This window comes from Rhizobium metallidurans (assembly GCF_014196505.1).
In the GTDB taxonomy this organism is placed as follows: Bacteria; Pseudomonadota; Alphaproteobacteria; order Rhizobiales; family Rhizobiaceae; genus Rhizobium; species Rhizobium metallidurans.
Genome location: NZ_JACIDW010000007.1, coordinates 1 through 23,471, shown reverse-complemented (window position 1 = coordinate 23,471; position 23,471 = coordinate 1). Strand labels below are relative to the sequence as shown.

At 62.7% G+C, this 23,471-nt stretch carries 28 protein-coding genes; 12 read left to right on the top strand and 16 right to left on the bottom strand.

From position 1 onward, the window contains the following. Window positions 1-8: 8 nt before the first annotated feature. The 4 genes from preA to GGQ67_RS12800 all read right to left on the bottom strand — a co-directional run bounded on the left by preA (window position 9) and on the right by GGQ67_RS12800 (window position 5,142). Window positions 9-1,322, bottom strand: a complete 1,314-nt coding sequence (preA, locus tag GGQ67_RS12815; protein WP_183900547.1) for an NAD-dependent dihydropyrimidine dehydrogenase subunit PreA — start codon at window positions 1,320-1,322, stop codon at window positions 9-11. A 15-nt stretch (window positions 1,323-1,337) separates the two neighbouring features. Continuing rightward, window positions 1,338-2,699 (bottom strand): NAD(P)-dependent oxidoreductase, encoded by a 1,362-nt coding sequence (locus tag GGQ67_RS12810; RefSeq protein ID WP_183900546.1) that lies wholly within the window; start codon window positions 2,697-2,699, stop codon window positions 1,338-1,340. 445 nt (window positions 2,700-3,144) lie between these two features. Further along, window positions 3,145-4,161 (bottom strand): PAS domain-containing sensor histidine kinase, encoded by a 1,017-nt coding sequence (locus GGQ67_RS12805; RefSeq protein WP_183900668.1) that lies wholly within the window; start codon window positions 4,159-4,161, stop codon window positions 3,145-3,147. Between the two features lie 186 nt (window positions 4,162-4,347). Further along, a complete protein-coding gene (locus GGQ67_RS12800) occupies window positions 4,348-5,142 on the bottom strand; it encodes a response regulator (RefSeq protein WP_112432269.1) in 795 nt (264 codons plus the stop codon). Window positions 5,143-5,415: 273 nt separating this feature from the next. On the opposite strand from GGQ67_RS12800, the gene GGQ67_RS12795 reads away from it, so the two are divergent. Together GGQ67_RS12795 and GGQ67_RS12790 are read left to right on the top strand one after the other, a co-directional pair. After that, a complete protein-coding gene (locus tag GGQ67_RS12795; protein WP_183900545.1) occupies window positions 5,416-5,619 on the top strand; it encodes a NepR family anti-sigma factor in 204 nt (67 codons plus the stop codon). Window positions 5,620-5,629: 10 nt separating this feature from the next. Next, window positions 5,630-6,184: an RNA polymerase sigma factor gene (locus tag GGQ67_RS12790; protein WP_018897185.1), complete on the top strand. Its 555-nt coding sequence runs from the start codon at window positions 5,630-5,632 to the stop codon at window positions 6,182-6,184. A gap of 89 nt (window positions 6,185-6,273) precedes the next feature. Here GGQ67_RS12790 and GGQ67_RS12785 read toward each other — a convergent pair whose 3' ends face one another. The 7 genes from GGQ67_RS12785 to hemP all read right to left on the bottom strand — a co-directional run bounded on the left by GGQ67_RS12785 (window position 6,274) and on the right by hemP (window position 11,255). Further along, window positions 6,274-6,675 carry a hypothetical protein gene (locus GGQ67_RS12785; protein ID WP_183900544.1) on the bottom strand — a complete coding sequence of 134 codons (402 nt, stop codon included), beginning with the start codon at window positions 6,673-6,675 and terminating at the stop codon, window positions 6,274-6,276. Window positions 6,676-6,684: 9 nt separating this feature from the next. Then, a complete protein-coding gene (locus tag GGQ67_RS12780; protein WP_183900543.1) occupies window positions 6,685-7,032 on the bottom strand; it encodes a DUF883 family protein in 348 nt (115 codons plus the stop codon). 144 nt (window positions 7,033-7,176) lie between these two features. Then, on the bottom strand, window positions 7,177-7,968 hold the full coding sequence (locus tag GGQ67_RS12775) for a heme ABC transporter ATP-binding protein (protein WP_183900542.1): 792 nt from the start codon (window positions 7,966-7,968) through the stop codon (window positions 7,177-7,179). Window positions 7,969-7,977: 9 nt separating this feature from the next. Continuing rightward, a complete protein-coding gene (locus tag GGQ67_RS12770) occupies window positions 7,978-9,072 on the bottom strand; it encodes a FecCD family ABC transporter permease (RefSeq protein WP_425503784.1) in 1,095 nt (364 codons plus the stop codon). Between the two features lie 20 nt (window positions 9,073-9,092). Further along, window positions 9,093-10,001, bottom strand: coding sequence for a heme/hemin ABC transporter substrate-binding protein (locus GGQ67_RS12765; RefSeq protein ID WP_183900540.1), 909 nt, complete (start codon window positions 9,999-10,001; stop codon window positions 9,093-9,095). A gap of 10 nt (window positions 10,002-10,011) precedes the next feature. Then, a complete protein-coding gene (locus GGQ67_RS12760) occupies window positions 10,012-11,061 on the bottom strand; it encodes a hemin-degrading factor (RefSeq protein ID WP_183900539.1) in 1,050 nt (349 codons plus the stop codon). A gap of 11 nt (window positions 11,062-11,072) precedes the next feature. Next, a complete protein-coding gene (hemP, locus tag GGQ67_RS12755) occupies window positions 11,073-11,255 on the bottom strand; it encodes a hemin uptake protein HemP (protein ID WP_183900538.1) in 183 nt (60 codons plus the stop codon). A 142-nt stretch (window positions 11,256-11,397) separates the two neighbouring features. On the opposite strand from hemP, the gene GGQ67_RS12750 reads away from it, so the two are divergent. The 6 genes from GGQ67_RS12750 (at window position 11,398) to GGQ67_RS12725 (ending at window position 14,753) form a co-directional block, all read left to right on the top strand. Next, complete coding sequence (locus GGQ67_RS12750; RefSeq protein WP_425503781.1) at window positions 11,398-11,859, top strand: hypothetical protein; 462 nt, start codon at window positions 11,398-11,400, stop codon at window positions 11,857-11,859. Window positions 11,860-11,919: 60 nt separating this feature from the next. Next, entirely contained in the window at window positions 11,920-13,236 is a 1,317-nt protein-coding gene (gene tolA / locus GGQ67_RS12745; RefSeq protein ID WP_183900537.1) for a cell envelope integrity protein TolA, read from the top strand. Window positions 13,237-13,381: 145 nt separating this feature from the next. Further along, complete coding sequence (locus GGQ67_RS12740) at window positions 13,382-13,789, top strand: DUF2325 domain-containing protein (protein WP_183900536.1); 408 nt, start codon at window positions 13,382-13,384, stop codon at window positions 13,787-13,789. Next, window positions 13,786-14,055: a hypothetical protein gene (locus GGQ67_RS12735; RefSeq protein WP_183900535.1), complete on the top strand. Its 270-nt coding sequence runs from the start codon at window positions 13,786-13,788 to the stop codon at window positions 14,053-14,055. The genes GGQ67_RS12740 and GGQ67_RS12735 overlap by 4 nt, the downstream gene beginning before the upstream one ends. A gap of 8 nt (window positions 14,056-14,063) precedes the next feature. Then, on the top strand, window positions 14,064-14,378 hold the full coding sequence (gene hmuQ / locus GGQ67_RS12730; RefSeq protein WP_183900666.1) for a heme-degrading protein HmuQ: 315 nt from the start codon (window positions 14,064-14,066) through the stop codon (window positions 14,376-14,378). Window positions 14,379-14,381: 3 nt separating this feature from the next. Continuing rightward, on the top strand, window positions 14,382-14,753 hold the full coding sequence (locus tag GGQ67_RS12725) for a bleomycin resistance protein (protein ID WP_183900534.1): 372 nt from the start codon (window positions 14,382-14,384) through the stop codon (window positions 14,751-14,753). Between the two features lie 276 nt (window positions 14,754-15,029). Here GGQ67_RS12725 and GGQ67_RS12720 read toward each other — a convergent pair whose 3' ends face one another. The 3 genes from GGQ67_RS12720 to GGQ67_RS12710 form a co-directional block, all read right to left on the bottom strand. Beyond that, window positions 15,030-17,264 (bottom strand): Nal1-like putative serine protease, encoded by a 2,235-nt coding sequence (locus GGQ67_RS12720; RefSeq protein WP_183900533.1) that lies wholly within the window; start codon window positions 17,262-17,264, stop codon window positions 15,030-15,032. A gap of 244 nt (window positions 17,265-17,508) precedes the next feature. Beyond that, window positions 17,509-17,883 carry a DUF423 domain-containing protein gene (locus GGQ67_RS12715; RefSeq protein WP_183900532.1) on the bottom strand — a complete coding sequence of 125 codons (375 nt, stop codon included), beginning with the start codon at window positions 17,881-17,883 and terminating at the stop codon, window positions 17,509-17,511. Between the two features lie 10 nt (window positions 17,884-17,893). Next, a complete protein-coding gene (locus GGQ67_RS12710; RefSeq protein WP_183900531.1) occupies window positions 17,894-18,283 on the bottom strand; it encodes a globin domain-containing protein in 390 nt (129 codons plus the stop codon). A gap of 153 nt (window positions 18,284-18,436) precedes the next feature. Between GGQ67_RS12710 and GGQ67_RS12705 the strand changes: the two genes are divergently transcribed. From GGQ67_RS12705 to olsC, 3 genes are all read left to right on the top strand, one after another. Further along, the gene (locus GGQ67_RS12705; protein WP_183900530.1) at window positions 18,437-18,997 is read left to right on the top strand and encodes a TetR/AcrR family transcriptional regulator; all 561 of its coding nucleotides are present in this window, start codon (window positions 18,437-18,439) and stop codon (window positions 18,995-18,997) included. A 35-nt stretch (window positions 18,998-19,032) separates the two neighbouring features. Next, window positions 19,033-19,365, top strand: coding sequence for an SMR family transporter (locus GGQ67_RS12700; RefSeq protein WP_425503782.1), 333 nt, complete (start codon window positions 19,033-19,035; stop codon window positions 19,363-19,365). Window positions 19,366-19,563: 198 nt separating this feature from the next. Further along, on the top strand, window positions 19,564-20,409 hold the full coding sequence (gene olsC, locus GGQ67_RS12695) for an ornithine lipid ester-linked acyl 2-hydroxylase OlsC (RefSeq protein WP_183900528.1): 846 nt from the start codon (window positions 19,564-19,566) through the stop codon (window positions 20,407-20,409). Window positions 20,410-20,615: 206 nt separating this feature from the next. Here olsC and GGQ67_RS12690 read toward each other — a convergent pair whose 3' ends face one another. Continuing rightward, window positions 20,616-20,840: a hypothetical protein gene (locus GGQ67_RS12690; protein WP_183900527.1), complete on the bottom strand. Its 225-nt coding sequence runs from the start codon at window positions 20,838-20,840 to the stop codon at window positions 20,616-20,618. A gap of 395 nt (window positions 20,841-21,235) precedes the next feature. On the opposite strand from GGQ67_RS12690, the gene GGQ67_RS12685 reads away from it, so the two are divergent. After that, window positions 21,236-23,074, top strand: coding sequence for an ABC transporter ATP-binding protein (locus tag GGQ67_RS12685; RefSeq protein ID WP_183900526.1), 1,839 nt, complete (start codon window positions 21,236-21,238; stop codon window positions 23,072-23,074). A gap of 109 nt (window positions 23,075-23,183) precedes the next feature. Here the strand turns inward: GGQ67_RS12685 and GGQ67_RS12680 are convergent. Further along, window positions 23,184-23,471, bottom strand: a 288-nt coding sequence (locus GGQ67_RS12680) for a TolC family protein (protein ID WP_183900525.1), incomplete at its 5' end; no start/stop codon positions are given.

Sequence of the window (23,471 nt, the reverse complement as noted above, 5' to 3'; positions counted from 1 at the left end):
GGACTTGCTTACTCCGCGGCCTGCCGGGCCATCGGGTTGTTCGGGTGCGTCGTCCAGTTGGCGTAGTTGGGGTCGACGGTCTTGCCGGTGCGTTCGTCGAGGCTGCCAGCGGGTAGCTGCTCCATGGTGATGCAGTTTTCGACGGGACAGACGTTGACGCAGAGGTTGCAGCCGACGCATTCGTCTTCCATCACCTCGAAGTGCCTGACGCCGTTGACGAACTGCGTGATCGCCTGATGCGAGGTGTCCTCGCAGGCGATGTGGCAGCGGCCGCACTTGATGCAGGCGTCCTGGTCGATCTTGGCCTTGGCGATGTAGTTGAGGTTCAGGTACTGCCAGTCGGAGACATTGGGCACGGCGCGGCCGGTAATGTCGTCGAGGTTGCGGTGGCCCTTGGCGTCCATCCAGTCGGAGAGACCCGAGATCATCTCCTGGACGATCTTGAAGCCGTAGGTCATCGCCGCCGTGCAGACCTGCACGTTGCCGGCGCCGAGCGCCAGGAACTCGGCCGCGTCACGCCAGGTGGTGACGCCACCGATGCCTGAGATCGGCAGGCCCTGGGTTTGTGGATCGCGAGCGATCTCGGCCACCATGTTGAGCGCGATCGGCTTGACCGCCGGGCCGCAATAGCCGCCATGGCTGCCACGTCCGTCGATCGAGGGTTCCGGCGAGAAGGTGTCGAGATTGACCGAGGTGATCGAGTTGATCGTGTTGATCAGCGACACGGCGTCGGTGCCGCCGGCTTTGGCCGCGCGGGCAGGCTTCCTGATGTCGGTGATGTTGGGCGTCAGCTTGGTGATGACCGGCATGCGGGTGTACTGCTTGCACCAGCGCACCACCATCTCGATATACTCAGGCACCTGGCCGACGGCGGCACCCATGCCGCGCTCGGACATGCCGTGCGGACAGCCGAAATTGAGCTCGATGCCGTCGGCGCCGGTCTCTTCCACCAGCGGCAGGATCGCCTTCCAGCTCTCTTCCTCGCAGGGGACCATGATCGAGGCGATCAGCGCCCGGTCCGGCCAGTTCATCTTCACCTGCTTCATTTCGCGCAGGTTGGTGTAGAGGTCGCGGTCGGTGATGAGCTCGATGTTGTTGAGGCCGAGCAGGCGGCGGTCGGCGCCCCAGATCGCGCCGTAGCGCGGGCCGTTGACGTTGACGACGGGCGGGCCTTCCTCGCCCAGCGTCTTCCAGACCACGCCGCCCCAGCCCGCCTTGAAGGCGCGCTCGACGTTGTAGGCCTTGTCCGTCGGCGGCGCCGAGGCGAGCCAGAAGGGGTTCGGCGATTTGATGCCGACGAAATTGTTGCGGAGATCAGCCATGGTTCACTCTCCCCTTCAGGCGACGGCAACGGCCGGCTGCGTGCCGGCGGCCAGCATGCGGTGAATGGATTCGGCGGCGTCGCGGCCATTGGCGACGGCCGAGACGGTGAGGTCGTTGCCCCCGAAGACGCAGTCGCCGCCGGCCCAGACGCCATCAAGCGAGGTGCGGCCTTCCTCATCGACGACGATGCGGCCGGATTCCAGACGCAGGCTTCCGAGGCTCGACGAGACGAGGGTCTGGCCGATCGCCTTGAAGATCTGGTCGGCGGCAATGACGCCGGTCTCGCCGGTGGTCGCCAGGCGTCCTTCCGACAGCGTGGTGTATTCGACCTCGAGGGCCGCGACCTTGCCGTCCTGCGCGAGGATCGCCTTCGGTGCCAGCCAGTGGCGGATGATGACGCCCCTGGAGGTCGCCAGATCCTGCTCGAACTCCGAGGCGTTCATGTGCTCCTTGCCGCGGCGGTAGCAGATGGTGACTTCCTCGGCGCCCAAAAGCTTGGCCTGCACGGCCGCGTCGATGGCGGTCATGCCGCCGCCGAGCACGATGACGCGGCGGCCGATGGCGATATCGGCCTTGTTGTCGGTCTGGCGCAGCGCGGCGATGAAGTCGACCGCGTCATCGACGCCCGCGAGGTTTTCTCCCTCGACGCGGAGCGCGTTGACGCCCGAGAGGCCGATGCCGAGAAAGACCGCGTCATACTGGGACTGCAGGTCGGCGAGTTGCAGGTCGCGGCCGAGCAATTGCCCGTGCCTGATCTCGATGCCGCCGATCGAGAGCACGTAGTCGACTTCCTTCTGCGCGAAGCCGTCGACGGACTTGTAGGTGGCGATGCCGTACTCGTTGAGGCCGCCGGATTTCGGCTTGGCGTCATAGATCACGATCTCATGGCCGTTGACGGCGAGACGGTGCGCGGCGGCGAGCCCGGCCGGGCCGGCGCCGACGACGGCGACCGTCTTTCCTGTCGAGGCGGCGCGGGTGTAATACTGCTTGCCAGCCTGCATGGCCGCATCGGTGGCGTAGCGCTGCAGGCGGCCGATCTCGACGGGGCGCTCCTCGGCCGTGTTGCGCACACAGGCCTGCTCGCAGAGCTCTTCGGTGGGACAGACGCGGGCGCACATGCCGCCCAGGATGTTCTGGTCGAAGATGGTCTTGGCGGAGCCCAGCGGATTGCCAGTCGATATCTGCCGGATGAAGAGCGGGATATCGATGGCGGTGGGACAGGCCGTCATACAGGGCGCGTCATAACAGAAATAACAGCGGTCGGAGGCGACCAGTGCCTCATGCTTGTCGAGGCGGGGGTGAAGATCGGAGAAATTCTTGTCATACTCGGCGGGCGAAAGCCGGCCAGCATGAATCCCAGTGTCCAGACGTTCCATTGAAGTTCCCTCATTATAGGTAAACGGCCAGTGGACGGAAGCGTAACTCAGGATAAAAAATTTATCAAACGGTAAAATTTTAGCATAGAGCAGCCTTCAGGCTCGGTTTATCTTTCTGTTTTTGAACAGTTTTTTGATTTTGAGTTTATTGCTGTTAAGTTGCTCGATGGGCGCTCGCGGCCGCGCCGATCTTCACAGCGGAAGAATAATTGAAAAAATCAGAGATTTTTCGTGAAGAGGGGGAACCATTGCTCGCATAGCCCGTTATGGCGATATCCGAATGGTGATCGCATCGACCCAAAAATGCGCGCCCCCAAACCACCTTCGGATCACACTCACGGTCCCCTCCCGGTGAGTGAAAACAGCCGGTGCGCCGCCCTCGCACTGGCTGTTTTCTTATGCGCTGTTTTCGACGGACATGGATGGAAAAGTCAGGTGCTGACGGTCAGACGCCGCCGACCTGCTGCGGCGCGCGCTTGAGGATCTCGAATTCGGTATCGGGGATCAACAGATGATACTCGATGCGGCCGGGCGTCAGACGCAGATCCGCCTTGCCGTTGACCGAGGAGGGCACGACGCGCTCGAGCACGATGCGGCCGAAGGTATTCTCGCTGAACTCGTGGACTTCGTCGGAATTGGGCAGCGTTTCCGTCCAACTGAAGCTGATCGCCTTGCGGTCGCCGTGCATGGTTTCCTGACAGTCGATCGCGATCGCAGGCGCACCGCCGGCAATGGCGCCGAAGGTCGCGGAATTGACGATCAGTTCGTGCAGCGCAAGGCCGACATGAACCGCGGCGTTGGGGGTCAGGTGAACATTGAGCCCGGTGACGGGCAGGGGGCCGGCGCTCTCGGGCCAATAGGGGGCGAACTGCTTGCGGGTGAGTTCGAACAGGAAGGCCCCGCGCCAGCTACTGTCGGTGATGAGATCCTGGGAGTTCGACAGCGACTGAAGACGCCCGCGGAACTTCACGAGGAAGCTGTCGAGAGACAGTGTGTTGCGGGCGGTCTGCGTGGCGATGCCCTGGATGATCGCGAGCAGGTTCTTCGAACGGTGCGAGAGTTCGCGCAGAAGCGATTTCAGCACCTTCTCGCGGTGTCTGGTCTCGGTGATCTCGGTGATAACAGACAGCAGTCCGATCTCATGGCCGAGCGTGACTCGCTGTACCTTGATTTCGTAGGTGCGCATTTCGCCGTCGATGGCGATGTCGGCTTCGGTGCTCGCCGGCGTTCCGCTTTCCAGCACCTTGCGTTTCAACGTTTCGAGATTGCGGCCATGCACCTCGCCGAACATGTCGGCATCGCTGCCGCCGGGCAGAACGGCATGTTCGAGATGCGCGGGAAGGTTCTCGGCATAGGCGATGCCGAGGTCGGGATCCTGATAGACAACGGCGATGCCCGCGCTGGCGAGCGCCCGCTCCATCAACAGCTCTTTGCCTTCCAATGCGAAGGGCGTGCCGGCCAATGGTCCAGTCCTCTTCACCCAGCCGCCTTTCCTTCAATCCGTTTATGCCGTCAGCAGACCCGAAAGCCCGCCTACCGCTTCTTTTTAGGGGCAAGCGCTAGATAAAATCTTAATATCCGGGGAGCGCCTCAGTTGGACTGGAACGCTCCCCATTTCGCATTGTTCCGCAATTGCTGAAATATAGCGTCAGGCGGCTGCCTTCGTGCTTTCATTGAAGAATAGCGCCTGGCTGATCAGAGCTTTGACCATGTCAGGGTTGAATGGCTTGGTGACGAGGAAGGTCGGTTCGGGACGCTCGCCGGTGAGAAGTCGCTCGGGGAAAGCGGTGATGAAGATCACCGGCACGCTCGAGGTCTTCAGGATGTCGTTGACCGCGTCGATACCCGAGCTGCCGTCGGCAAGCTGGATGTCGGCGAGAACCATGCTCGGCTTGGTCTTGTTGTAGAGCGCCACGGCTTCCGTGTGGGTGCGGGCGATGCCGGTGACGCGGTGGCCGAGGCTTTCGACCATCTGCTCGATATCCATGGCGATCAGCGGTTCGTCCTCGATGATCATGATATCGGTCGCGACCTGGCGGGAAATCTCGCGCGATGCGCTGTCGAGCAGGTTGGCCACTTCGCTTTCCTCGCTGTCGAGGATTTCGGCGATCTCGCCGACGCGGAAGTTCTCGACCGAGGCCAGGATGAATGCCTGGCGGGCGCGCGGCGAAACCTTGCCGAGGTTGATGGTGGCGCGCTGCTCCCAGGCATAAGGGGAGGAGGGCTCGGGAATCTGAACCGTCGAGGAACCAAACAGCGCCGTAAACAGTTTGTAGAGTGCGACGCGATCGTTCGATGTATCGGGGAAAATGGATATGTCGGCAATGATTGCCTCAAGCACTGCTGCGACATATGCGTCGCCTGATGTCTGTGTGCCGGTCAACGCCCGTGAATAGCGGCGCAGATAAGGAAGGTGCGGCGCAATTCGAGTAGAAAGTGTCATAGAAAGCTCCCATAAGCAGGGCCGAAAAACAGCTCCAGTGCATCGAGAACGCACACTACCTGAAAAAAGTTCCAGAACATCAGGAACTTTTTTTACCGCCGCGCATTCTACTGCCCACGACAAGGGGCTCATCGTAAACCGACCTGCGACACTACATGCATTCCGAGAAGGTTGTCTGGCGAGAATTCGACCATGGCGGCGGGGGACCGGAATGAAGGTTTTCCCGCAGCGGCAGGCGAGGCTTACAGACAACGGACGAGAAGTGAAGAGTTAATGACAAGCCGGAAGAACGAACAGATAGACGGGCAACGTGCTGAGTTGCGTGCAAGCGATATCATGGACCCCAACAGCCAGATCGGGGTCAAGCTGAGATCGCTTTACGCGGCTGTCCAGGAGGAGGCGATCCCCGATCGGTTCCTCGATCTCCTCGAAAAGCTCGACCAGGCCGAACTTGCCTCGGCCAAAGCAGCGAAGTGAAGGTCAATCGATGGACAAGCAGCAACCAAGCTTCAAACGCGAGCTTCTTTCGGCTCTCCCGAGCCTGCGCGCATTCGCCATTTCGCTGATCGGCCGTCATGACCGCGCCGACGACCTCGTGCAGGACACCATCATGAAGGCGTGGGCCAAGCAGGACCACTTCGAGATGGGCACCAACATGAAGGCCTGGCTCTTCACCATCCTGCGCAACGAGCTCTACAGCCAGATGCGCAAGGCGGGCCGCGAGATCCAGGACAGCGATGGGCTCTTTACCGAATCCATGGCGACGCATCCGTCGCAATATGGCGCGCTCGATCTTCAGGACTTCAAGAAGGCGCTCGAGCAACTGCCGAGCGACCAGCGCGAAGCGATCATCCTGGTCGGCGCCTCCGGCTTCTCCTACGAGGAAGCCGCCGAAATCTGCGGATGCGCGGTCGGAACGATCAAGAGCCGCGTCAATCGCGCCCGCCAGCGGCTGCAGGAAATGCTGCAGATCACCGGTGAAGCCGATTTCGGACCGGATGCGACCTCGTCGCCGCTGACCTCCAAGGCTTTCGCCTTCTGACGAAAGCGTTCAGCGCCCAGGAAAAAACCGGCGGCCCGTGATGGACGCCGGTTTTTTCGTGCGTGGTGATATGAAAAAAAACCGGGCATTCAGTCGCGACCCTTCGACGTGAACAGATTGGCGGCGACCATGGCGGCGATGACGCCGGCGGTCAGAAGCGGCTGCGAACGGATAAGCCCAAGGCTCGCGGCGGCGGCGCTCTCCAACGCCTGCTTGCGTTCCCGGGCGCGCCGGGCCTCCTGCGCGTTCATCACCATCATGACAATCAGCACGATGATCGCGATCAGCAGGGCGCAGGCCGCGAGGAACAGCGCTGCTCCAACGGCGCCGTAGATGCCGGCGAGCCATATCGCACCGGCGGTCACCGCAAGCGCATAGGCGGTCAGCACGAAAATCGCTGCGATGGCAATGAAAATGCCGTTGCGCTTGGTGCGCGCAACGGTGCGTTGAACACTCGTGCCTACCAGGAGGCTGAGGATCGGGAATAGCATCTAGCCTCCTTAGCGTCGTGCCAGGAGGGCAACGACCAGTCCGAACGCGGCAGCAGCGCCGATGGTGGCGACCGGGTGCCTGCGAACGGTGTCGCGCACTTCGGACGCGCCGCGCAGATAACCATCCTGCAGGTCGCGCAGCAAGTCCTCGCTGCGGGCAACGAGATCTTCGTAGCCGGATGCTGCCTGGGCGCTGAGTTTTTCGCTCTGCTTGCGCGAGCTCTTGCCGACCATCTTTGTCAGCGCGGCGATTTCATCCTGCAGCGACGCGATCTGATCCTCGATCGTCGCCTCGATGTTGTGAAGCGCGGCGCTGCCGTTGCGACGCTGACGGCCGGACTGAAGGAAAGATGCCACTGGTTTTCTCCATTGTTACGGCGCGGTTTCGCACCGCCTGGTTAAACACAGGATCAGAACGCAAGCTTGCATGAACACAGATGCCCGGCAATGACCCAAATCAATGGCTTAACGCCGGCTATGGGCAAAAGGTTCCGCGCCGGCTCAGCCGCCGACGGCGCTGTGGGCGAGCACGAAAGGGGTGCCGTCATCGGGCACCTTGTTGATACGCAGCGGGCAGCCGAAGACCGAGCGCATGGTCTCGTCGGTCAGCACCTCGTGCACGGTACCGCGAGCCGCGAGGCCACCCTCTTGCATCAGAATGATCTGGTCGGCGAACAGCGCCGTCAGGTTGAGGTCGTGCATCACGGCGATGACGCCGCCACCGGCGTCGCAGAAGGCGCGGGCAAGCCGCATGATCGTCAGCTGGTGGCTGATGTCGAGGCTGGAGACCGGCTCGTCGAGGAGCAGCCAGCGCGGCTTGCCGTCGACGACGGGTTCGGAAATCTGGCAAAGGACACGGGCAAGCTGCACGCGCTGCTGCTCGCCGCCGGAGAGATGCTGATAGAAGCGGCCCTCGTAGCCGTCGAGATCGACCGAAGACAGCGCCTTGGTCGCCGTCTGCTCGGCGCGTTCGGGGTGTCGGTTGAGCCCCGAGGTCAGGCCCATGCGGACGATTTCGCGGACGGTGAAGGGGAAGGAGATGTTGCTCGCCTGGGGCAGCACGCCGCGCAGGGCGGCCAGCTGGTATGGCTGAAGCCCGCGCACGTCCTCGCCGTTGATGCGGATCGAGCCGTTATAGGGCAGTTCGCCCGATACGGCCTTCATCGTCGTCGTCTTGCCGGAGCCGTTCGGCCCGGCGATCGCCGTCAGCTTGCCCGAGGCGGCGGTGAAGCCGACGTCTTCGACGATGGTTTTGCCCGACAGGCGGACGGAGACGCCGGAGACTTCGATCATGACAATCACTCAAAGGGCGAGGCGGGACCGCTGGCGCAGCAGGATCCAGAGAAAGAACGGGCCGCCGACGGCCGCGGTGATGATGCCGATCGGCAGTTCGGCGGGCGCGACGATGGTGCGGGCGATAACGTCGGCGAAGATCAGCAGCGAACCACCGAGCAGGGCCGAGGCCGGCAGGAGATAGCGATGATCGGGGCCGATCGCCATTCTGAGCACATGCGGCACCACGATGCCGACAAAGCCGATGCCGCCGCTGACGGCGACCGATGCGCCGGTGGCTGCCGCGACCGTGACGATGGCGATGTTCTTCAGCCGCTGGACGGGAACGCCCATGTGGAAGGCGGCGGCTTCGCCAAGCGTGATGGCGTTCAGACCCTTGGCAAGGAAGGGGACGACGATGAAGGACAGGAGGATGATCGGGCCGGCGGCGGTGATCTTGGTCCATGTCGAGCCGGCGAGCGAGCCCATGCTCCAGAAGGTAAGGTCGCGCAGCTGCTGGTCGTTGGCCATGTAGACCAGCAGGCCGGTCATGGCGCCGGCGAGCGAGCCGAGCGCGATACCGGCGAGCAGCATGGTCGCGACCGACGTCTGGCCGTTGCTGGTGGCGATCCGGTAGAGAAGCAGCGTCGTGGCGAGGCCGCCGGCGAAGGCTGCGAATGGAAGCGCGTAGATGCCGAGCAGGACGTAGAGCGGCGCGACAAAGCCGCCGCCGAGCACGATCATGACGACAGCGCCGAGGCCGGCGCCGGAGGAGACGCCGACGAGGCCGGGATCAGCCAGCGGGTTGCGAAACAGGCCCTGCATGACGGCGCCCGATACCGCCAGCGAGCCGCCGACGAGGAAGCCGAGTATGGCGCGGGGCATGCGGATGTCGAAGATGATGATGCGGTCGCGCATGCTCAGCGCGTCATCCGATCCGGCGGCATTGGCGATCACGTCGAGGAAGGATGCATCGGAGGCACCCGTCGTGACGGAGAACAGCAACGACAGGACGGAGCCGATCACCAGCAGCGCGATGACCGCCAGTGCCATCAGCGAGCGATCGCCGGCCCGGTGACGCTCACGCATCCCCGCGGCCGAAAACACGATGCGACGTTCGTCCATGTCGTTCAGTACCGCCAAGGTCAGCCCCCGTAGATCGCCTGGGTGAGTTCGCGAACCGCGCCGGCTGTGCGTGGCCCGAAGCCGAGCAGGTAGAGCCCGTCCATGCGGATGATCGCCTTGTTCTGCACGGCGGGGGTGAGAGCGAGCGCCGGCTGCTTCATCAGGTCCTCGTTCTTGGTGCCCGCGCCGTCGCCGCGGTTCATCATCAGGATGACGTCGGGCTTGGCTTCGATGATCGCTTCATCCGTCAGCGGCTTGTAGCCCGGGAAGGTGCCGACCGCGTTGATCGAGCCGACCAGCTTGATGATGCCATCGGCCGCCGTGCCCGTGCCCGAGGCCATGATCTTGCCGCCCTGCATGCTGAGGATGAAGAGAACACGCTTGCGTTCGCCTTCGGGGCGCTTGGCGGCGCTGGTCATAGCGGCGTCGAGATCGGTGGCGACCTTCTGGCGCAGCTCGGCCGCCTTTGGCTCGACGCCAAGCAGCGCGCCGACCTTGTCGATCTTGGCGAGGATGCCGTCGCGCGTGTAGGCGTTCGGGACCGTCTCGAAGGGCACGCTGGCGCTGCGCAGTACCGTCAGCGCCTCCGGCGGGCCGGAGCCCTCGACGGCGACGATCGCCGTCGGGTTCATGGCGAGGATGCCTTCGGGAGACAGCGCGCGCATGTAGCCGACATCCGGCAGCTTCAGGGCCTGGTCGGGAAACAGGCTCGTCGTGTCGCGGGCGATCAGGCGCTTCTCTTCGCCGAGCGCGTAGATGATCTCGGTGATGTCGCCGCCGATCGAGATCAGACGGGTGCTGTCGAGCTTTTCCTGGGCGTAGGCGGCGGGCGAGAAGGCAAGCAGCGAGGCGGCCAGCGGCAGGGCAAACAAGCCCCGCAGCATGGATGTCGCCTTCGATGGCCGACGATCGTGGTTCGACATCATCATCTCCTTGAGCCTACGCCGCAACGCTCGTCGCCCTGGGCAGGCTTTCGACGATGTCGCGCCATTCGGCGCGCTCCTCGGACCCTTCCTTGCGCTTGCTGAAGAACTGGATGATCATTTCGCCCTGGGCGCCGTAAACCTCGACGGAGGTGACGTGACCATCCTTGGTCGGTTTGCGCACGGCCCAGATCTCGGCGATGTGATCCTGACGCAGGTGCATGTGGAAGGTCTCGTCGAGGATGTTGATCCACGGACCCATCGGCTGGACGTTGAAGATCGGGCCGGAGTGGATCTGGACGATGCCGTCATTGCCGACGAAGCACATGATGGGAAGGCCGGACTTGACGGAGGCGTGCATCATCTCGATGGCCGCCGTGTTGTCGAGCTTCCAGGCGTAGTCGTCGCCGACGGTGCGCACGGCGGCCTGGCGGCCGATCTTCAGCTTGCGCAGCATCCCGAAGAACTCGTGCGTGTCGGTCATCTTGCTCCAGTGGTCGCGCAGCTCGTCCTTGGTGACGTCGCCGCTCTCGTCGGCGGCGGCCTTGCTGTCGTCGGCGACGAAGTCCTGCGACTGGTCCTCGATCCTCAGGTCGGCGACGATGGCGTGATAGGCCTCGACGTTGGAGGCCGGGCGCAGGTGAACCTTGTGCACGGCGGTGCCGGCCTTGTCGAAATACTGGAGGCTCAGGCGCTCCTGATCGCCGTCCTTCTTGGTGACCGCGAAGGCGTGAGCCCAGCGGCTCGGGAAGATGCGCAGGTCGATGTTCTCGCCGAGCACGATGGCGCCCTGGCCGCCGGTCTTGATGTTCTCGTAGACGCCGATCTTCTCGTGAACGGCGCTTTCGTTGCGCGAGAGCGCCATGACTTCGCCGAGTTCGGCGACGCGCTCCAGAAGCTTCAGGGCGCTGGCGTCGATGCGGGTGGCGGAAATGCCGACTTCGGCCGCGACGAGGGCTGCCTCGGAAACCTTGAGCTGGGCGGCGATGTCGCGCTCGCGCATCTTCGGGTTCTCGGCGCGGAAGGCGCGGATGTCGGCCGGCGAAGGCATGGTGTTCTCGGTCATTTTGTCTACCCCTACTTATTCAGAATTAGCTTGCCCTGGCGGGTGATCTTCATGCGGTACAGAGCGCCGTCGTGGCGGATGACGATCTCGTTGGCGCCGCGAAAAATCTCGCTGCTCTCCAGGACGCGGACGTCGGCCACGGCATCGCGCGCCAATAGCGTTTGCTTCAGTGTGTCCGGCTTCTCGACCATCATTTCGTTGGCTTTTTTGCTTATCTGGGTGGGCCAAAAAAGCCCCTGCGACCTACAATTATCTTGACTCTCATAGTCATCATTTTTTAAAGACGCAATAGCGGACTTTGTAAGTCAAGTTTTGGAATTTCATTGGAGAGACGCGATGATGGTCACGAGGCCGGTCAGACGATTTGCAACGCTTTTGGCGGCCGGTTCCCTGGTGCTTACGGGCGCGATGCAGGCCTATGCGCAGGAGCCCGCCACCACGACCGCCGCGCCGAAGGCGGCGCTCGACGTGGAGCTCAACGGGCTCGCGCCATCGCAAAAGGGCTGCATGATGACCTTCGTGGCGCTTAACACCTTGCCCGAGGACATCGCCAAGGTTTCGTTCGAGCTCGCCTTCTTCAACGACAAGAACGCCGTCGACAAGATCACCGTTCTCGATTTCCGCAATCTGCCGCAGGGCAAGAAGCGGGTGCGGCAGTTCGACATGCCGAACGTCAAATGCGAGGCGGTGACGCGGGTGCTGATCAACGACACGCCGGTGTGCGACGGCCTCGAAAAGGGCGCGTGCATGAAGGGGCTGGTGACACGCTCCCAGGTTTCCATTCCTTTCGAAGGTTGAGTTGAGTGACGGCCGGGGTAGCCCCGGCCGCGTCCGTTGCAGCGGGACAAGGCATCCAAAATGGTGGTTTCAGCGAGATCAAAGGCGAGACATGTTCTCTTCGACGAGGCGGTCGCCGATGGCGGTGTGAACGACAACAATCCGGGCATGCATCCCGGCCACGAGTTGTCGGACCTTCGCAACGTGGCGCGCCAGCCTGCCACCGAGGCTGTTCTCCATTATACGCGCCAGGCGCAGATTACCTCCTTCCCGCAGGACCCGCGCAGCGCCAGCAACGGTCACGCCGCGGCGCCGCCGATGGATGCGAGCGTCGAGCAGCCGGCCAGCCGGCCGCATCGCGGCAAACTCGGCGTGACGGTCGCCTGCATCGGTTCCTTCATTTTTCACGGCGCGCTGGCGATCGCCCTGATCGTCGGCGTCGTCGTCGCCCCGCAGCAGCCGGAGGAAGAGGCCGGTGAAACGGTGAGCGTGATCATGCTCGGCGATTCCGATCTCGATCAGGCATCGTCGGGCGATGAGAAATCCGAGCCGCAGCCGGAAGAGGTCGTGGCGGAAGAGGTGCAGCCCGAGGTCGCCCAGCAGCCGACCGAGGTTCAGCCCGAAACGCCGCCGGTCGATCCACAACCGGTCGATCCGCAGCCCGTCGCGCCGACGCAGGAGGTGACGCGCGTCTCCCCCGAAAACATGACGGCGGTCGAGCCGGAAGTGCTGACATCGCAGACGCCGGCCGAGACCTCCGTGGTCCAGCCAATGGCGACCGAGGTGCCGACGCAGGTTCAGCCCGAGATGACCGAGACGCCGCCCGCGACCCCCGAGGCCGTGGCGCCGGTTCAGCCGACCGAAACGGCGGAAATTCCACCCGTGCCGGAAACCGTGCCGACGCCCGATTCGAAGCCGCTTGCGCAAAAGCCCGTCGAAAAGCCGAAGCCGGTGGAAAAGAAGCAGCCGCCCAAGAAGGTCGTCACCCGTGCCGGCTCCGAAGGCGAGAACAAGCAGGATAGCCGGCGCGGCGCGTCGGATGGCGTCGAGCAGGCCTCCGATCAGGATTCGCGCAGCGCCGGAAATCGTGGCGGCTCCGGCAGCGCCGCCGTCGCCAACTATCCCGGCAAGGTGCAGTCGAAAATCCGGCGGTCCGTGCGCGTGCCCTCCGAATACAGGCGCATGAGCGCCGCGCTCAGCGTCCGCATCCGGTTGAGCATCAATGGCTCGGGCGGCCTGAGCAGCCTGTCGGTGGCGCGCAGCTCGGGCATTCCCGAACTCGACGCCGCCGTCGTCGACGGCGTGCGCCGCGCCGCGCCGTTCCCACCGCTGCCGTCGGAATGGGGCAAGCCGGTCTGGACCTTCACCCAGGAAGTGCAGGTCACGACGGGTCGCTGACGAGGCGGCGGCCCGATGATAACGGGCCAGTGATAAAATATGATCAAAATAATCAACTTTATACTTTACTATAAAAATCAAGTTTACTAAGGTCCACCCACACACGCAGCGATCGTGTGCCGATCAATGAAGGAACGGGTGGTCAATGGCGCGTAAGGCGAAGAAGGGTTCTAACCGGGACATCCGCGTGAGTGCGGGTACGCAAGCGGTTCAGGAGACCTCCGGACGTTCCAAACTCGATGGGCGCAGCTTTCTTTACGTCGGCGGACGCGACTGCCAAGTGGCGCATCTGCGCCAGATCGCCAGCAATTTCGGCGCCGAGCTGATCCATCACGATGGCGGGCTGCGCGAGGCCGTGTCGCGCATCGACACCGTGCTCCCCTCCGTCGACTGCGTCTTCTGCCCGATCGACTGTATCAGTCATGATGCCTGCCTGCGGGTGAAGACCGGCTGCAAGAAGTTCGGCAAGACCTTCATTCCGCTTCGCAACGGCAGCAAGTCGAGCCTCGAGCGGGCGCTGACGACGATGAACGAACGCGACGCCAACCGATGACCGACAGAGGCCCGCAAGGGTATACGCTGATCGGTCTGCACAAGCTGGCCGCGCACGATGGCGGCGGCATGGTGCCCGAGCTTTTGGAGCTGTTGATGGAGCGCGAGGAGAGACGCGAGCGCTATCCCAATATCGAGCCGTTTCCGATCTGGGAGGCGCGCAAGCCTGGCGTGGTGGCGGCCAAGCCCCTCGGCCGCGATGCCCTCGACGGCCGGAATGTGATAGCGTTCGAATTTCCCGAGGCCGAAAGGAAACGCAAGGCGTGAGTGTTCCCATGTTTATCGCGATGAACCGCTTCAAGGTGACGATCGGGTCGGAAGCGGAGTTTGAAAGCGTCTGGCGCAACCGCGATTCCAGCCTTTCGGAGGTGCCCGGCTTCGTCGAATTCCGGCTGCTGCGCGGCCGGGAGAATGCGGAGGAGGGCTATACGTTGTTTTCCTCGCACACGATCTGGCGCAGCGAGGAGGATGTCCTCGGCTGGACCAAGTCCGAGCAGTTCCGCGCCGCCCATCGCAATGCCGGCGACCGCAAGACGATGTACAAGGGGCCGCCGGTGTTCGAGGGCTTCCAGGTCGTGGACGGAATCTGACGGATGGTGGCTGACAATCCAGATCGCATCGAGGTTCTGCCGGTTCTGCCATCGCTCGATATAGGCGAGACACTTTCCTTTTATCGCGGCCGGCTCGGCTTCGAGATGATCGTCTATCAGGACAAGGACTATTTGATCCTGCGCCGCGACGAGATGGAACTGCATTTCTGGCTGACGGACGATAGATCGCTGTGCGAGCGGACATCCGTTTATCTGCGCGGCGGCGGCATTGCCGGGCTGCACGCCGAATACAAGGCGCGGGGCGTCGAGACGCTCAGCGACATGATGGTGCGGCCGTGGAACATGGAAGAGTTCTATATCCACGATCCGGCCGGCAATCTGCTGCGCTTCGGGCGTATTCCGCGGCCGGTCTAATTAACCTCCGGTTCTGAACAAAATTATAGTAAAGCCCCTAACGTGAAAGGGATTTTGTTCGCGGCGGCGGCAAAGATAATTTGATTTTGGCAAGGTTCAACTGAGCACGGACCATTCTACGGGTCGATCCCCAGGAGACAGTGCGGCCCGCCGGTTCTCGCGTCGCTGACAAGCTTGGGCTCTGCAAGACGATTGCGAAACCGGGGATTCGCCAATCGCTTGCGCGATGTTCAGGCCTTGCAATTCGAGCACCAGCTTCGGGAAGAACTGACACGTTTATTTGAGGACGGCTCCAATATCGTCGAGAACGAGAGACGGCACGAAATCGTTCTTCTCGTAGAGCTGCTTCAGGTCCGCCCTGTCCACGGCAACCAGATCCTTGCTCTTCAGGCGGTCACCGTCACCGGAGGCCCAGGCACTATCCCAGAGGAGAGCGAGGATCCTCGCGCCATCTGCCATGACCGCTGCGGTCTCTGGGCCAAACTGCTTCCACAATTGGCTGGTGACGCGTCGTGATTTTCCGCCGCCTGCGGCGATATAGGCGTCGACGATGTCCACCGGTGGCAGTGCCCTGGTCGTGCGGTCCATCAACTGGAAAATAGAGACCGCGACGGCCTGCCCATCCGGCAGGAGATCCGCCTTTCCCCTGCTCTTTTTTAAGTCTTTGCCGATGAGATCGAATAATGTCACGGACTCGTTATCGATCATGGCGTTTTCATAGGCGGAATGGACGCCGGCACCACGCCCATCCGGATAACCGTTGTTGAGGTATGAGCCATGCAGGGTCTGGCAGGCATCTCCGACATAGTGAGCCACGATTCCAGCTGCGCAGACGAAGCCTGTCATGTCGTTGTTTTTGACAGCCTCGACCATCGTGTCGTAGAACTGCCAGACCCGGAACGGTAGCAGGCCCCGTTCGCTTGGGCGATTATGGCCAAGAGCGTCGTAATAGGTCTGCCAGTCAGACACCGTGACTTTGCTTGGATCAGCAGAGCAAATGTCTCGCAGCGTGAGACCGTCGCCTGGACGAGGTTGATCGATATCGGCGTAGTGCGTGGGATTTTCGGGGTTGATGCCGCCTTTGCGCCCGCCTCTGATGATGCTCGCCGTCTGCTTCCAGACGACATCTGGAACGTCCGCGAGCGGTACAAACCCGCCGTTGGTTTTTGCGTCGCTTATTGCTTTTTCAATGGCGTCCGGATCCAGGCCGGACAGCTCAAAAGCGACTCGATCACGGTTGGCCTGCATCAGGCTCTCGAGCTTTTTCGACTGAATAGCGTCGCAAGCAAACGCGCCGATACTGTAATGCCCGGTTTTGCCCCAGTAGGGCTTTACCCCGGTATTGTGGTCGCGAACGAGCTCGACATCCAAGAGCTTGCATACGTTGCTCAAACTGGTCGCCAGAGTGAAGTTAAAGCCGACCTCACGCCTGCCCGACAAGAACGTCTGCCCCCCCCATTCGATGGCCAGTGGTCTTACCGGCGCTTCGGAGTCGGTCATTTGAAGGTGCCACACCGTGCCGGAATCGCCTGGCTGCGTCTGGCCAGGATAGTCGGGATCCGGAGCGATCAGGAAATCGGCGACATCGTCGTACCCTCCCATCGAGCGATGGCGATAGAATAGCGCTTTGATCCGCCCCTGCAGACGCCCTGACACTGCTCCGTACGCCACCGTCTCCGCTTCAATCAAGCGCAGGCTGATATTGCGCTCGCTTAGGTCCGCCATGGGGCCGATCGCCCCGAGACCATAGACCTGTGACGTCCAGTCATTCAGATCGGAAATTTCGACCAGTCCGATATCGAGCGTCAGCCAGGTTCGGCGGCCGGGGAAGTCCGCATAGACGTCAGTAAATAGGAGGCGAGTAAGCTGCTTGGCGCTGGACCGTCCGACCTCCACTTCACCTCCACGCAGGATGGCGCTGATCGGGTGACCTTCTGGACCCGAAACATGGCGGTTGGTCAGGGCATAGACGGTATGGCCGTCACTAACCAAGCATCCTATACTTGCAATACGTTTAGTCCCTTGCGCCGCAGTGATCAACGGGAAGCCCCCACCTATAAGGGTTTCCGGCCAGTGCCCCGGCGGAAGGGGAGCAGGCGTAGCCTCGGCCGGCGTTGCCTTGACGACGCACACGGGCACCATTCGGCCATCGGGCATATAAAGCGTCTTGGGGACGAGATTTTCAGGATGCAGATCACCGCGACCCGATCCGAAGCCAGCTTCGTCGACCCAAACGTCCACGAAGACGATGATGCAGGGCCAAGAATAGTCCCGCACGCCAGAGTTATCGAGTGTCCGTTCGCCTCTAGACCCTCCTGACTGCTTCTTGCTATCCGCATCAGGCTTTGACTTTGACGGCCACGGATCGGAGTTCCGGATGAGATAAAGTCCGATCGCCGTGCCGACAACATTGGCTTTGTGAATCAAGTGATAGTGGTAGAGATCCCGGGCCTCCAGCAGGTCCTTTACGGACAGGCTCGAATAATTTCGCTCGACGCCGAGTACATCCATGATCCCCTCCGATAGATTTCCCCAAATCCTGCGCGCAATCTACACCAATAAAGTGTTTCAAACGAGTGACACTTTCGATGGTTTGCATTACTTCGCTGGGAGCAAAGGTTCTTCGGCAATGGAATACGGCACGACCGAAGTGGGTGGCCCCCGGGCTTTTTCACGTCGTCATTTAGGCCCGCATTGTTTCGGCGAGATATAGCAGCAAAACAATTCGTCCTAAGCCGGTTGTTCCCGGCCAGGCTTATCGGGCCCGGTTGCGGAGGAAGGCGCCGGCTGCAATCGCCAGCCAGCCGAACATCATGGCGAAGCCGCCCGTCGGCGCGGCCATCGGAAACAGCCCCGCGCCGGCGAACCGGAGCGCCACCAGATCACCTGCAAAGAGCAGCGTGCCGACGCCCATCAGCAGGCCGGCAAGCCACGCGGTCCTCAGCCTTTCGCCCGCCAGCGCCAGTGCCAGGAGGGCAGGGGCGTGGGCGATGAGCATGGCGGAGGCGGAGGCGAGAAAGCGCCCGTCGCCGTCGAGATGGGCGGATGCCGCCGCCAGCGCCACGCCGGCAAAGCCAAAGAGCCCTGACAACACCAGGAAGAGCGGCGAGAAGCGCTGGTTGAGCGTCATCGTGTAAACCCTATTGCTTGTTCTGCATGTGGTCGGCCAGCCGTTCGATCGGCGGCAGGATGATGTCGCGCAGCTTCGGGTTCGCGACGGTTTCCTCCAGCGCGCGGCGGAAGCACAGCAGCCACTCGTCGCGCTCCACCGGGCCGATCTCGGCGACGAAATGGCGGCTCCGCAGGCGCGGGTGGCCGTATTTCTCGACGTAGACAGGCGGCCCGCCGAGATAGCCGGTGAGATACTCGTAGAACTTCGCCTCGCTGCACTCGAGCGTCGGCGGGTGGACGGCGCGAACGTGGCTCGCTTCCGGCAGCGTGTCCATCAGTTCGTAGAAGCGATGCGACAAGGCCCGGATCGTCGCATCGCCGCCGACGGCCTCGTAAAGGGTGATGCTATTCTCGCTCACGGCGCGGTTCCTCAAAAGCTTTTCCTTCATGCACCGCCGGAGCGTCGATCGCAACCGGAACCCGCGCCGGCGAGCGCGACATTTCGCGCCAGGCCCGCCGCCAAAACTGAATGACATCTTGACAAAACCGTCCGGACGGTATCTTTATGCGTGATGTCAGACGCTCATCACCGCCGCAAGCAACCCGCCATCGTTCGCCAGCAGCTGCTGGATGTCGCCGCGCGCCTGACGAACGAGCAGGGGATGGGCGCGGTGACGCTCGATGCCGTGTCCGGGGCCTCCGGGGTCAGCAAGGGCGGTCTGCTTCACCATTTCCCGACCAAGAACGCGCTGCTCGACGCCCTGTTCGAGGATCTTCTCGCGCGCTTCGATGCCGACCTCGATGAGCGGATGCGCGAGGACCCCATGCCGCATGGCCGGTTCACGCGCGCCTATCTCAATGCCGTCGCCGGTCTGCGCGACAGCCCCGACGATGCCGGCCATTGGGCGCAGGTGACGATCGCGCTTCTCGCCGAGCCGCGGCTCAGACAGCGTTGGGCGGAGTGGGTCGAGGGGCGGGCGGAAGAATATGTCGGAACGGATTCGTCGGTCGATGCGCAGATCGTGCGCTTCGCGGCCGATGGCCTGTGGCTTGCCGACATGATCGGCGGCGCGTCCGACGACGCGCAGCGCCAGGCCCTGCTTTCGCGCCTCGTCGAGCTGACGGCGCGCTGATCTCCCCGCGATAAGGATCCACCATCATGGCACCGATTGCCGTCTACGCGTTGCTGTTCACGGCGATCGTGCTCGAAGTCATCGGCACGACGGCGTTGCAGCTTTCGCAGCAGTTCAGCCGGTTTTGGCCGACCATGCTGATGATCGCGTGCTATGCCGCTGCCTTCTACTGCCTGTCGCTGACGCTGAAGGTGATCCCTGTCGGGATCGCCTATGCGATCTGGAGCGCGCTCGGCATCGTCCTGATCTCCATCGTCGGTCTCGTCTATTTCAAGCAGCGGCTGGATATGCCCGCCATCATCGGCCTGGGGCTGATCATAACGGGCGTGCTCGTCGTCAACCTGTTCTCCAAGTCCGTCTCCCATTGATTTTCGTCTTCCATTGATTTTCATGGCGGCGGGTCGTAAGCCGAGCGGCCTCCAGTGACACGGGGCGATGGCACGCGGGGAGACGGCTCCGCGGGGTCGCGGCATTCCGACCTCGCCGAACAGAAGCCCGACTTGCGCAAAACGGATGCGATGTCCATATGCCGAGTGACAGTTTACGCATCGCGCATTGGAACATCCATGACTGACAGCACCGCCGACCTTTCCTCCCCAAAATCAGCAAATTCCAAGCCCGAAGGCCAGACGTTCGGCACCTCGGGCATTGTCCCGATGGGCCGGCCGAGCGCCGTTACGCGGTTCTTCATGGGCATCGTCGCCTGGGCGGAAAAGCTGAACTTCAGATATGCCAAGCTCGGCAATCCGCCGGTCTACGACAACGCCACCTTCCCCTGGGCGAAAGAGGTCGAGGCCGCTTACCCGCAGATCCGCGCCGAGCTGGAGCGCGTGCTGGTGCGCCAGAGCGAATTGCCGACGTTCCAGGATATCTCGACCGACGTGAAGACGATCTCGACCGATTCCGGCTGGAAGACCTTCTTCCTCCTCGGTTTCGGCGTGAAATCGGAGCAGAACATCGCGCAGTGCCCGGAGACGTGGCGCGCCGTGCAGAAGATCCCCGGCCTGAAGACAGCGATGTTTTCGATCTTCGAGCCCGGCAAGCACCTGCCGGCGCATCGCGGCCCCTATAACGGCGTGCTGCGCCTGCATGTCGGCATGATCGTGCCGGAGCCGGCCGACAAGCTCGCCATCCGCGTCAAGGACCAGATCTGCCACTGGCAGGAAGGCAAGGCGCTGATCTTCGACGATGCCTACGAGCACGAGGCCTGGAACCACACGGACAAGACCCGGGTGGTGCTGTTCGTGGATTTCGACAAGCCGCTGAAGTTTCCCGCCCGGTTCGTCAACTGGGCGCTGATGAACCTTGCCGTGTTCACGCCATTCATCCGCGAAGGGCTGGATAACCACAAGGAGTGGGAAAAGAAGTTCTACGCCGAAGCCGAAGCCTTCAGAAACCGGCCTCAAGGTTGAGCCGGGAGGACCGGGTCCGGAAAGATAAAACAGCATGGTCTCGTTTCAGAGGCCATGCTGTTGTTCGGCGGGTGGGACGCCGCTCTCAAATCATCGTGCGGCGGTCGCGCCGCAGGCAGTCTCGATGCGCATGTTTCGGAGCAGGCAGGTCGCTTCCCCTCGTAAGCAGGCCTTGTTCCGGCGACCGTGGCCGCCCCCATTCGCAACTAGTTGTTGTTTGCCGCCCTCAGGCGGCGGTCCGGCTTTGTCGCCAGGTAGATGACGTAATCTTCTGCTGCATCTGCCAGGTGAAGCGCGATTTCCGCTTCACGCCATCCCGCCGCGATCGCGCGACGGACAACTTCGGTTATCGCCCCTTTGCAGACGCTTTCGCATTCCCGCGACCGTCCGATATCTTCGGCGTTGAATCTTGGAGAGCGGATGTTTGTCATGACTGAAGATTGCCATAACCGGCTTGGTTTTCAACAGGATGCTAATGGATTGGTTAGCCAGTAAGGTTAAGGCTTGCGGGTGTTTCAGGCTGCGACAAAGCCGCTGTCGTGAAACGAAACGACGGGCCGCGAACGGCCGGCGGCGGAGGCCGGAATGTCCCGATCCGGATCGAAGTTCCGGACAGCGGCCGCATGGTCGGCCCGTGCCGCGATCGCGGCGTTAACGCACGTTAGGCGTGTTTTCCTGAATTTTTACGCCAAGCGCGTTTGCGGCCCGTTGGTCGATCTGTTAAGGATGGCGCGACGCTGAACGCGAACTCGTTCGAAGGAGACTGTCATGAAAGCGATCCTGTCCAACACGAAAGGAACGATCACTCACAAGGACACTCCGCTTCATGTCTATTCCATTCGTCCGCGCGCGCAAAGACGCGCCGCGTCGTAAACCACTCCCTGTCAGCTCTGGGCCTTATCCCGCCGTCGCTCACGTTGCGCGGCGCCGGTCCCGTATAGCCAGGTTTCTTGGCTACTATCGCCCGCATCTGCCCTTGCTCTCAGCCGATATCGCCTGCGCCATCCTCGTCGCGGCGACCGCGGTGGCGTTGCCTGTTTGCGCCAATCTCGTCACCAAGCGTCTTTTGACCATCTCGGATGCGGGGGAGGCGAATGCGCTGATCCTGACGGTCGGCGCGGTCATGCTGGGGCTTCTGGCGGTTCAGATGGTCGCCGTCTTCTTCGTCGACTATCGCGGTCATGTGATGGGCGCGCGCATCGAGGCCGCCGTCCGGCAGGAACTCTTCGATCATTGCCAGAAACTGTCCTTCAGCTTCTATGACCGACAGCGCACCGGGCAATTGATGAGCCGCATCACCGGCGATTCCCTCTGGCTTGGCGAACTGTTCCACCACGGCCCCGAGGACGTCTCGATCGCCATCCTCAAATATGGCGGCGCCATGCTGGTGCTTGTCTATATCGATCCGGTGCTGGCGGGGCTGATCCTGTTGCTGACACCGGCGGCCGTCGCCTACGCGCTGCATTTCAACCGCCGCATGAACCACGCGCTCGAACGCAGCAAGCAGCAGATCGCCGGCGTCAACGAGCGGCTGGAAGACAGCCTCGCGGGCATCCGCGTCGTGCAGTCCTTCGCCAACGAGAAGCTGGAGCGTGACCGCTTCGCCTTGGAGAACGAGCGCTTTCTCGCGAGCCGCGCCGACGGTTATCGCAGCGAGGCCTGGTTTTCCGTGGGGACGGAGAGCTTCGCGCAGTTCATCACGATCCTGGTCATCGTCATCGGCGGCATCAGGATCGTATCGTCGGCGATGACGGTGGCCGATCTGCTGACGTTCCTGCTCTGCGTGGCGGTGCTCGTCGATCCCGTGAAGCGGCTGGCCAATTTCGTGCGGCTCTGGCAGGAGGGCTATACGGGCTTCGTCAGGGCGATGGAAATCCTCGATATCGAGCCCGACATCGTCGACCGGCCCGATGCCCGTACGCTGCCGGTGCCGAAGGGAGAGATCCGGTTCGAGGATGTCAGCTTCGGCTACGAGGCGGATTCGTCCGATGTCTTCGAGAATCTCTCCTTCGCCATCGCGCCTGGCGAGTTCGTGGCGCTGGTCGGGCCGTCGGGCGTGGGCAAGAGCACCTTGTGCTCGCTCATCCCCCGCTTCTACGACGTGCAGGCCGGGTCGATCCTCATCGACGGCGCCGATATCAGGGATGTCACGCTGTCGTCGCTGCGCCAACATGTCGGCGTGGTGCAGCAGGACGTCTATCTCTTCGCGGGCTCGGTCGCGGACAATCTCCGCTACGGCCGGTGGGACGCCACCGACACCGAAGTGGAGGCGGCGGCGCGGGCGGCGAACGCGCACGACTTCATCATGGCGCTCCCCGGCGGATACGACACCGAAATCGGCCAGCGTGGCGTGCGGCTGTCGGGCGGCCAGCGGCAGCGGCTGACGATCGCGCGGGCGTTCTTGAAGAACCCGGCGATCCTGATCTTCGACGAGGCCACCAGCGCGCTCGACAACGAGAGCGAGCGGGCGGTGCAGCAGGCGCTGCTCGGGCTCGCCAAGGGGCGCACCACCATCGTCATCGCGCACCGGCTGTCGACGGTTCGCCATGCCGACCGCATCCTCGTTCTTTCCGCCGACGGCATCGTCGAGCAGGGCAGGCACGAGGATCTGATGGCGCGCGACGGCATCTATGCCGGCTTGCACAGCGTGCAGGCCAGCATGTGATCGTTGGCGGCGGGGCCAGAAGGAGAAAGGCCGGCGCATCATAACCGATGCACCGGCCTCGCGGCGTATCGGCCCCGGCGAACCGGGGCTTTGTGTGATCGCGGTGGTCTCAGCCCGCCTTCGCGGGGCTTGCCTTGGCGGCGACCGGCTTGGGGGCCGTTGCTCCGCCGGGGTTGTAGCCGCCGCCGATGGCGACGTTGAGCGAGACGTAGTCGATGGCCATCGTCTGGACGGCGTTGGCCAGGCTTGCCTGGGCCAGCGATACCTGACGCTGGGCGTCGAGAACGTCGAGCAGCGAGGAGGCGCCGTCCTTGTAGCTGGCGGTCGACAGGTCGAGCGTTTCCTGGGTCGTCTTGACCTGGGCGCGCAGCGCGGCCACCGTCTGGGCGTCGCGGCG

Excerpts from the sequence above, each read along its gene's own strand:
- olsC (WP_183900528.1), top strand. The coding sequence starts at position 19,564 with ATGACTGACAGCACCGCCGACCTTTCCTCCCCAAAATCAGCAAATTCC.
- GGQ67_RS12725 (WP_183900534.1), top strand. The coding sequence starts at position 14,382 with ATGGTGGCTGACAATCCAGATCGCATCGAGGTTCTGCCGGTTCTGCCA.
- GGQ67_RS12715 (WP_183900532.1), bottom strand. The coding sequence starts at position 17,883 with ATGACGCTCAACCAGCGCTTCTCGCCGCTCTTCCTGGTGTTGTCAGGG.
- GGQ67_RS12765 (WP_183900540.1), bottom strand. The coding sequence starts at position 10,001 with ATGATGATGTCGAACCACGATCGTCGGCCATCGAAGGCGACATCCATG.
- GGQ67_RS12810 (WP_183900546.1), bottom strand. The coding sequence starts at position 2,699 with ATGGAACGTCTGGACACTGGGATTCATGCTGGCCGGCTTTCGCCCGCC.
- GGQ67_RS12760 (WP_183900539.1), bottom strand. The coding sequence starts at position 11,061 with ATGACCGAGAACACCATGCCTTCGCCGGCCGACATCCGCGCCTTCCGC.
- GGQ67_RS12795 (WP_183900545.1), top strand. The coding sequence starts at position 5,416 with ATGACAAGCCGGAAGAACGAACAGATAGACGGGCAACGTGCTGAGTTG.
- tolA (WP_183900537.1), top strand. The coding sequence starts at position 11,920 with ATGGTGGTTTCAGCGAGATCAAAGGCGAGACATGTTCTCTTCGACGAG.
- GGQ67_RS12740 (WP_183900536.1), top strand. The coding sequence starts at position 13,382 with ATGGCGCGTAAGGCGAAGAAGGGTTCTAACCGGGACATCCGCGTGAGT.
- GGQ67_RS12685 (WP_183900526.1), top strand. The coding sequence starts at position 21,236 with ATGTCTATTCCATTCGTCCGCGCGCGCAAAGACGCGCCGCGTCGTAAA.
- GGQ67_RS12705 (WP_183900530.1), top strand. The coding sequence starts at position 18,437 with ATGTCAGACGCTCATCACCGCCGCAAGCAACCCGCCATCGTTCGCCAG.
- preA (WP_183900547.1), bottom strand. The coding sequence starts at position 1,322 with ATGGCTGATCTCCGCAACAATTTCGTCGGCATCAAATCGCCGAACCCC.
- GGQ67_RS12720 (WP_183900533.1), bottom strand. The coding sequence starts at position 17,264 with ATGGATGTACTCGGCGTCGAGCGAAATTATTCGAGCCTGTCCGTAAAG.
- GGQ67_RS12750 (WP_425503781.1), top strand. The coding sequence starts at position 11,398 with ATGATGGTCACGAGGCCGGTCAGACGATTTGCAACGCTTTTGGCGGCC.
- hmuQ (WP_183900666.1), top strand. The coding sequence starts at position 14,064 with ATGTTTATCGCGATGAACCGCTTCAAGGTGACGATCGGGTCGGAAGCG.
- GGQ67_RS12690 (WP_183900527.1), bottom strand. The coding sequence starts at position 20,840 with ATGACAAACATCCGCTCTCCAAGATTCAACGCCGAAGATATCGGACGG.
- GGQ67_RS12775 (WP_183900542.1), bottom strand. The coding sequence starts at position 7,968 with ATGATCGAAGTCTCCGGCGTCTCCGTCCGCCTGTCGGGCAAAACCATC.
- GGQ67_RS12770 (WP_425503784.1), bottom strand. The coding sequence starts at position 9,072 with ATGGACGAACGTCGCATCGTGTTTTCGGCCGCGGGGATGCGTGAGCGT.
- GGQ67_RS12790 (WP_018897185.1), top strand. The coding sequence starts at position 5,630 with ATGGACAAGCAGCAACCAAGCTTCAAACGCGAGCTTCTTTCGGCTCTC.
- hemP (WP_183900538.1), bottom strand. The coding sequence starts at position 11,255 with ATGATGGTCGAGAAGCCGGACACACTGAAGCAAACGCTATTGGCGCGC.
- GGQ67_RS12800 (WP_112432269.1), bottom strand. The coding sequence starts at position 5,142 with ATGACACTTTCTACTCGAATTGCGCCGCACCTTCCTTATCTGCGCCGC.
- GGQ67_RS12735 (WP_183900535.1), top strand. The coding sequence starts at position 13,786 with ATGACCGACAGAGGCCCGCAAGGGTATACGCTGATCGGTCTGCACAAG.
- GGQ67_RS12785 (WP_183900544.1), bottom strand. The coding sequence starts at position 6,675 with ATGCTATTCCCGATCCTCAGCCTCCTGGTAGGCACGAGTGTTCAACGC.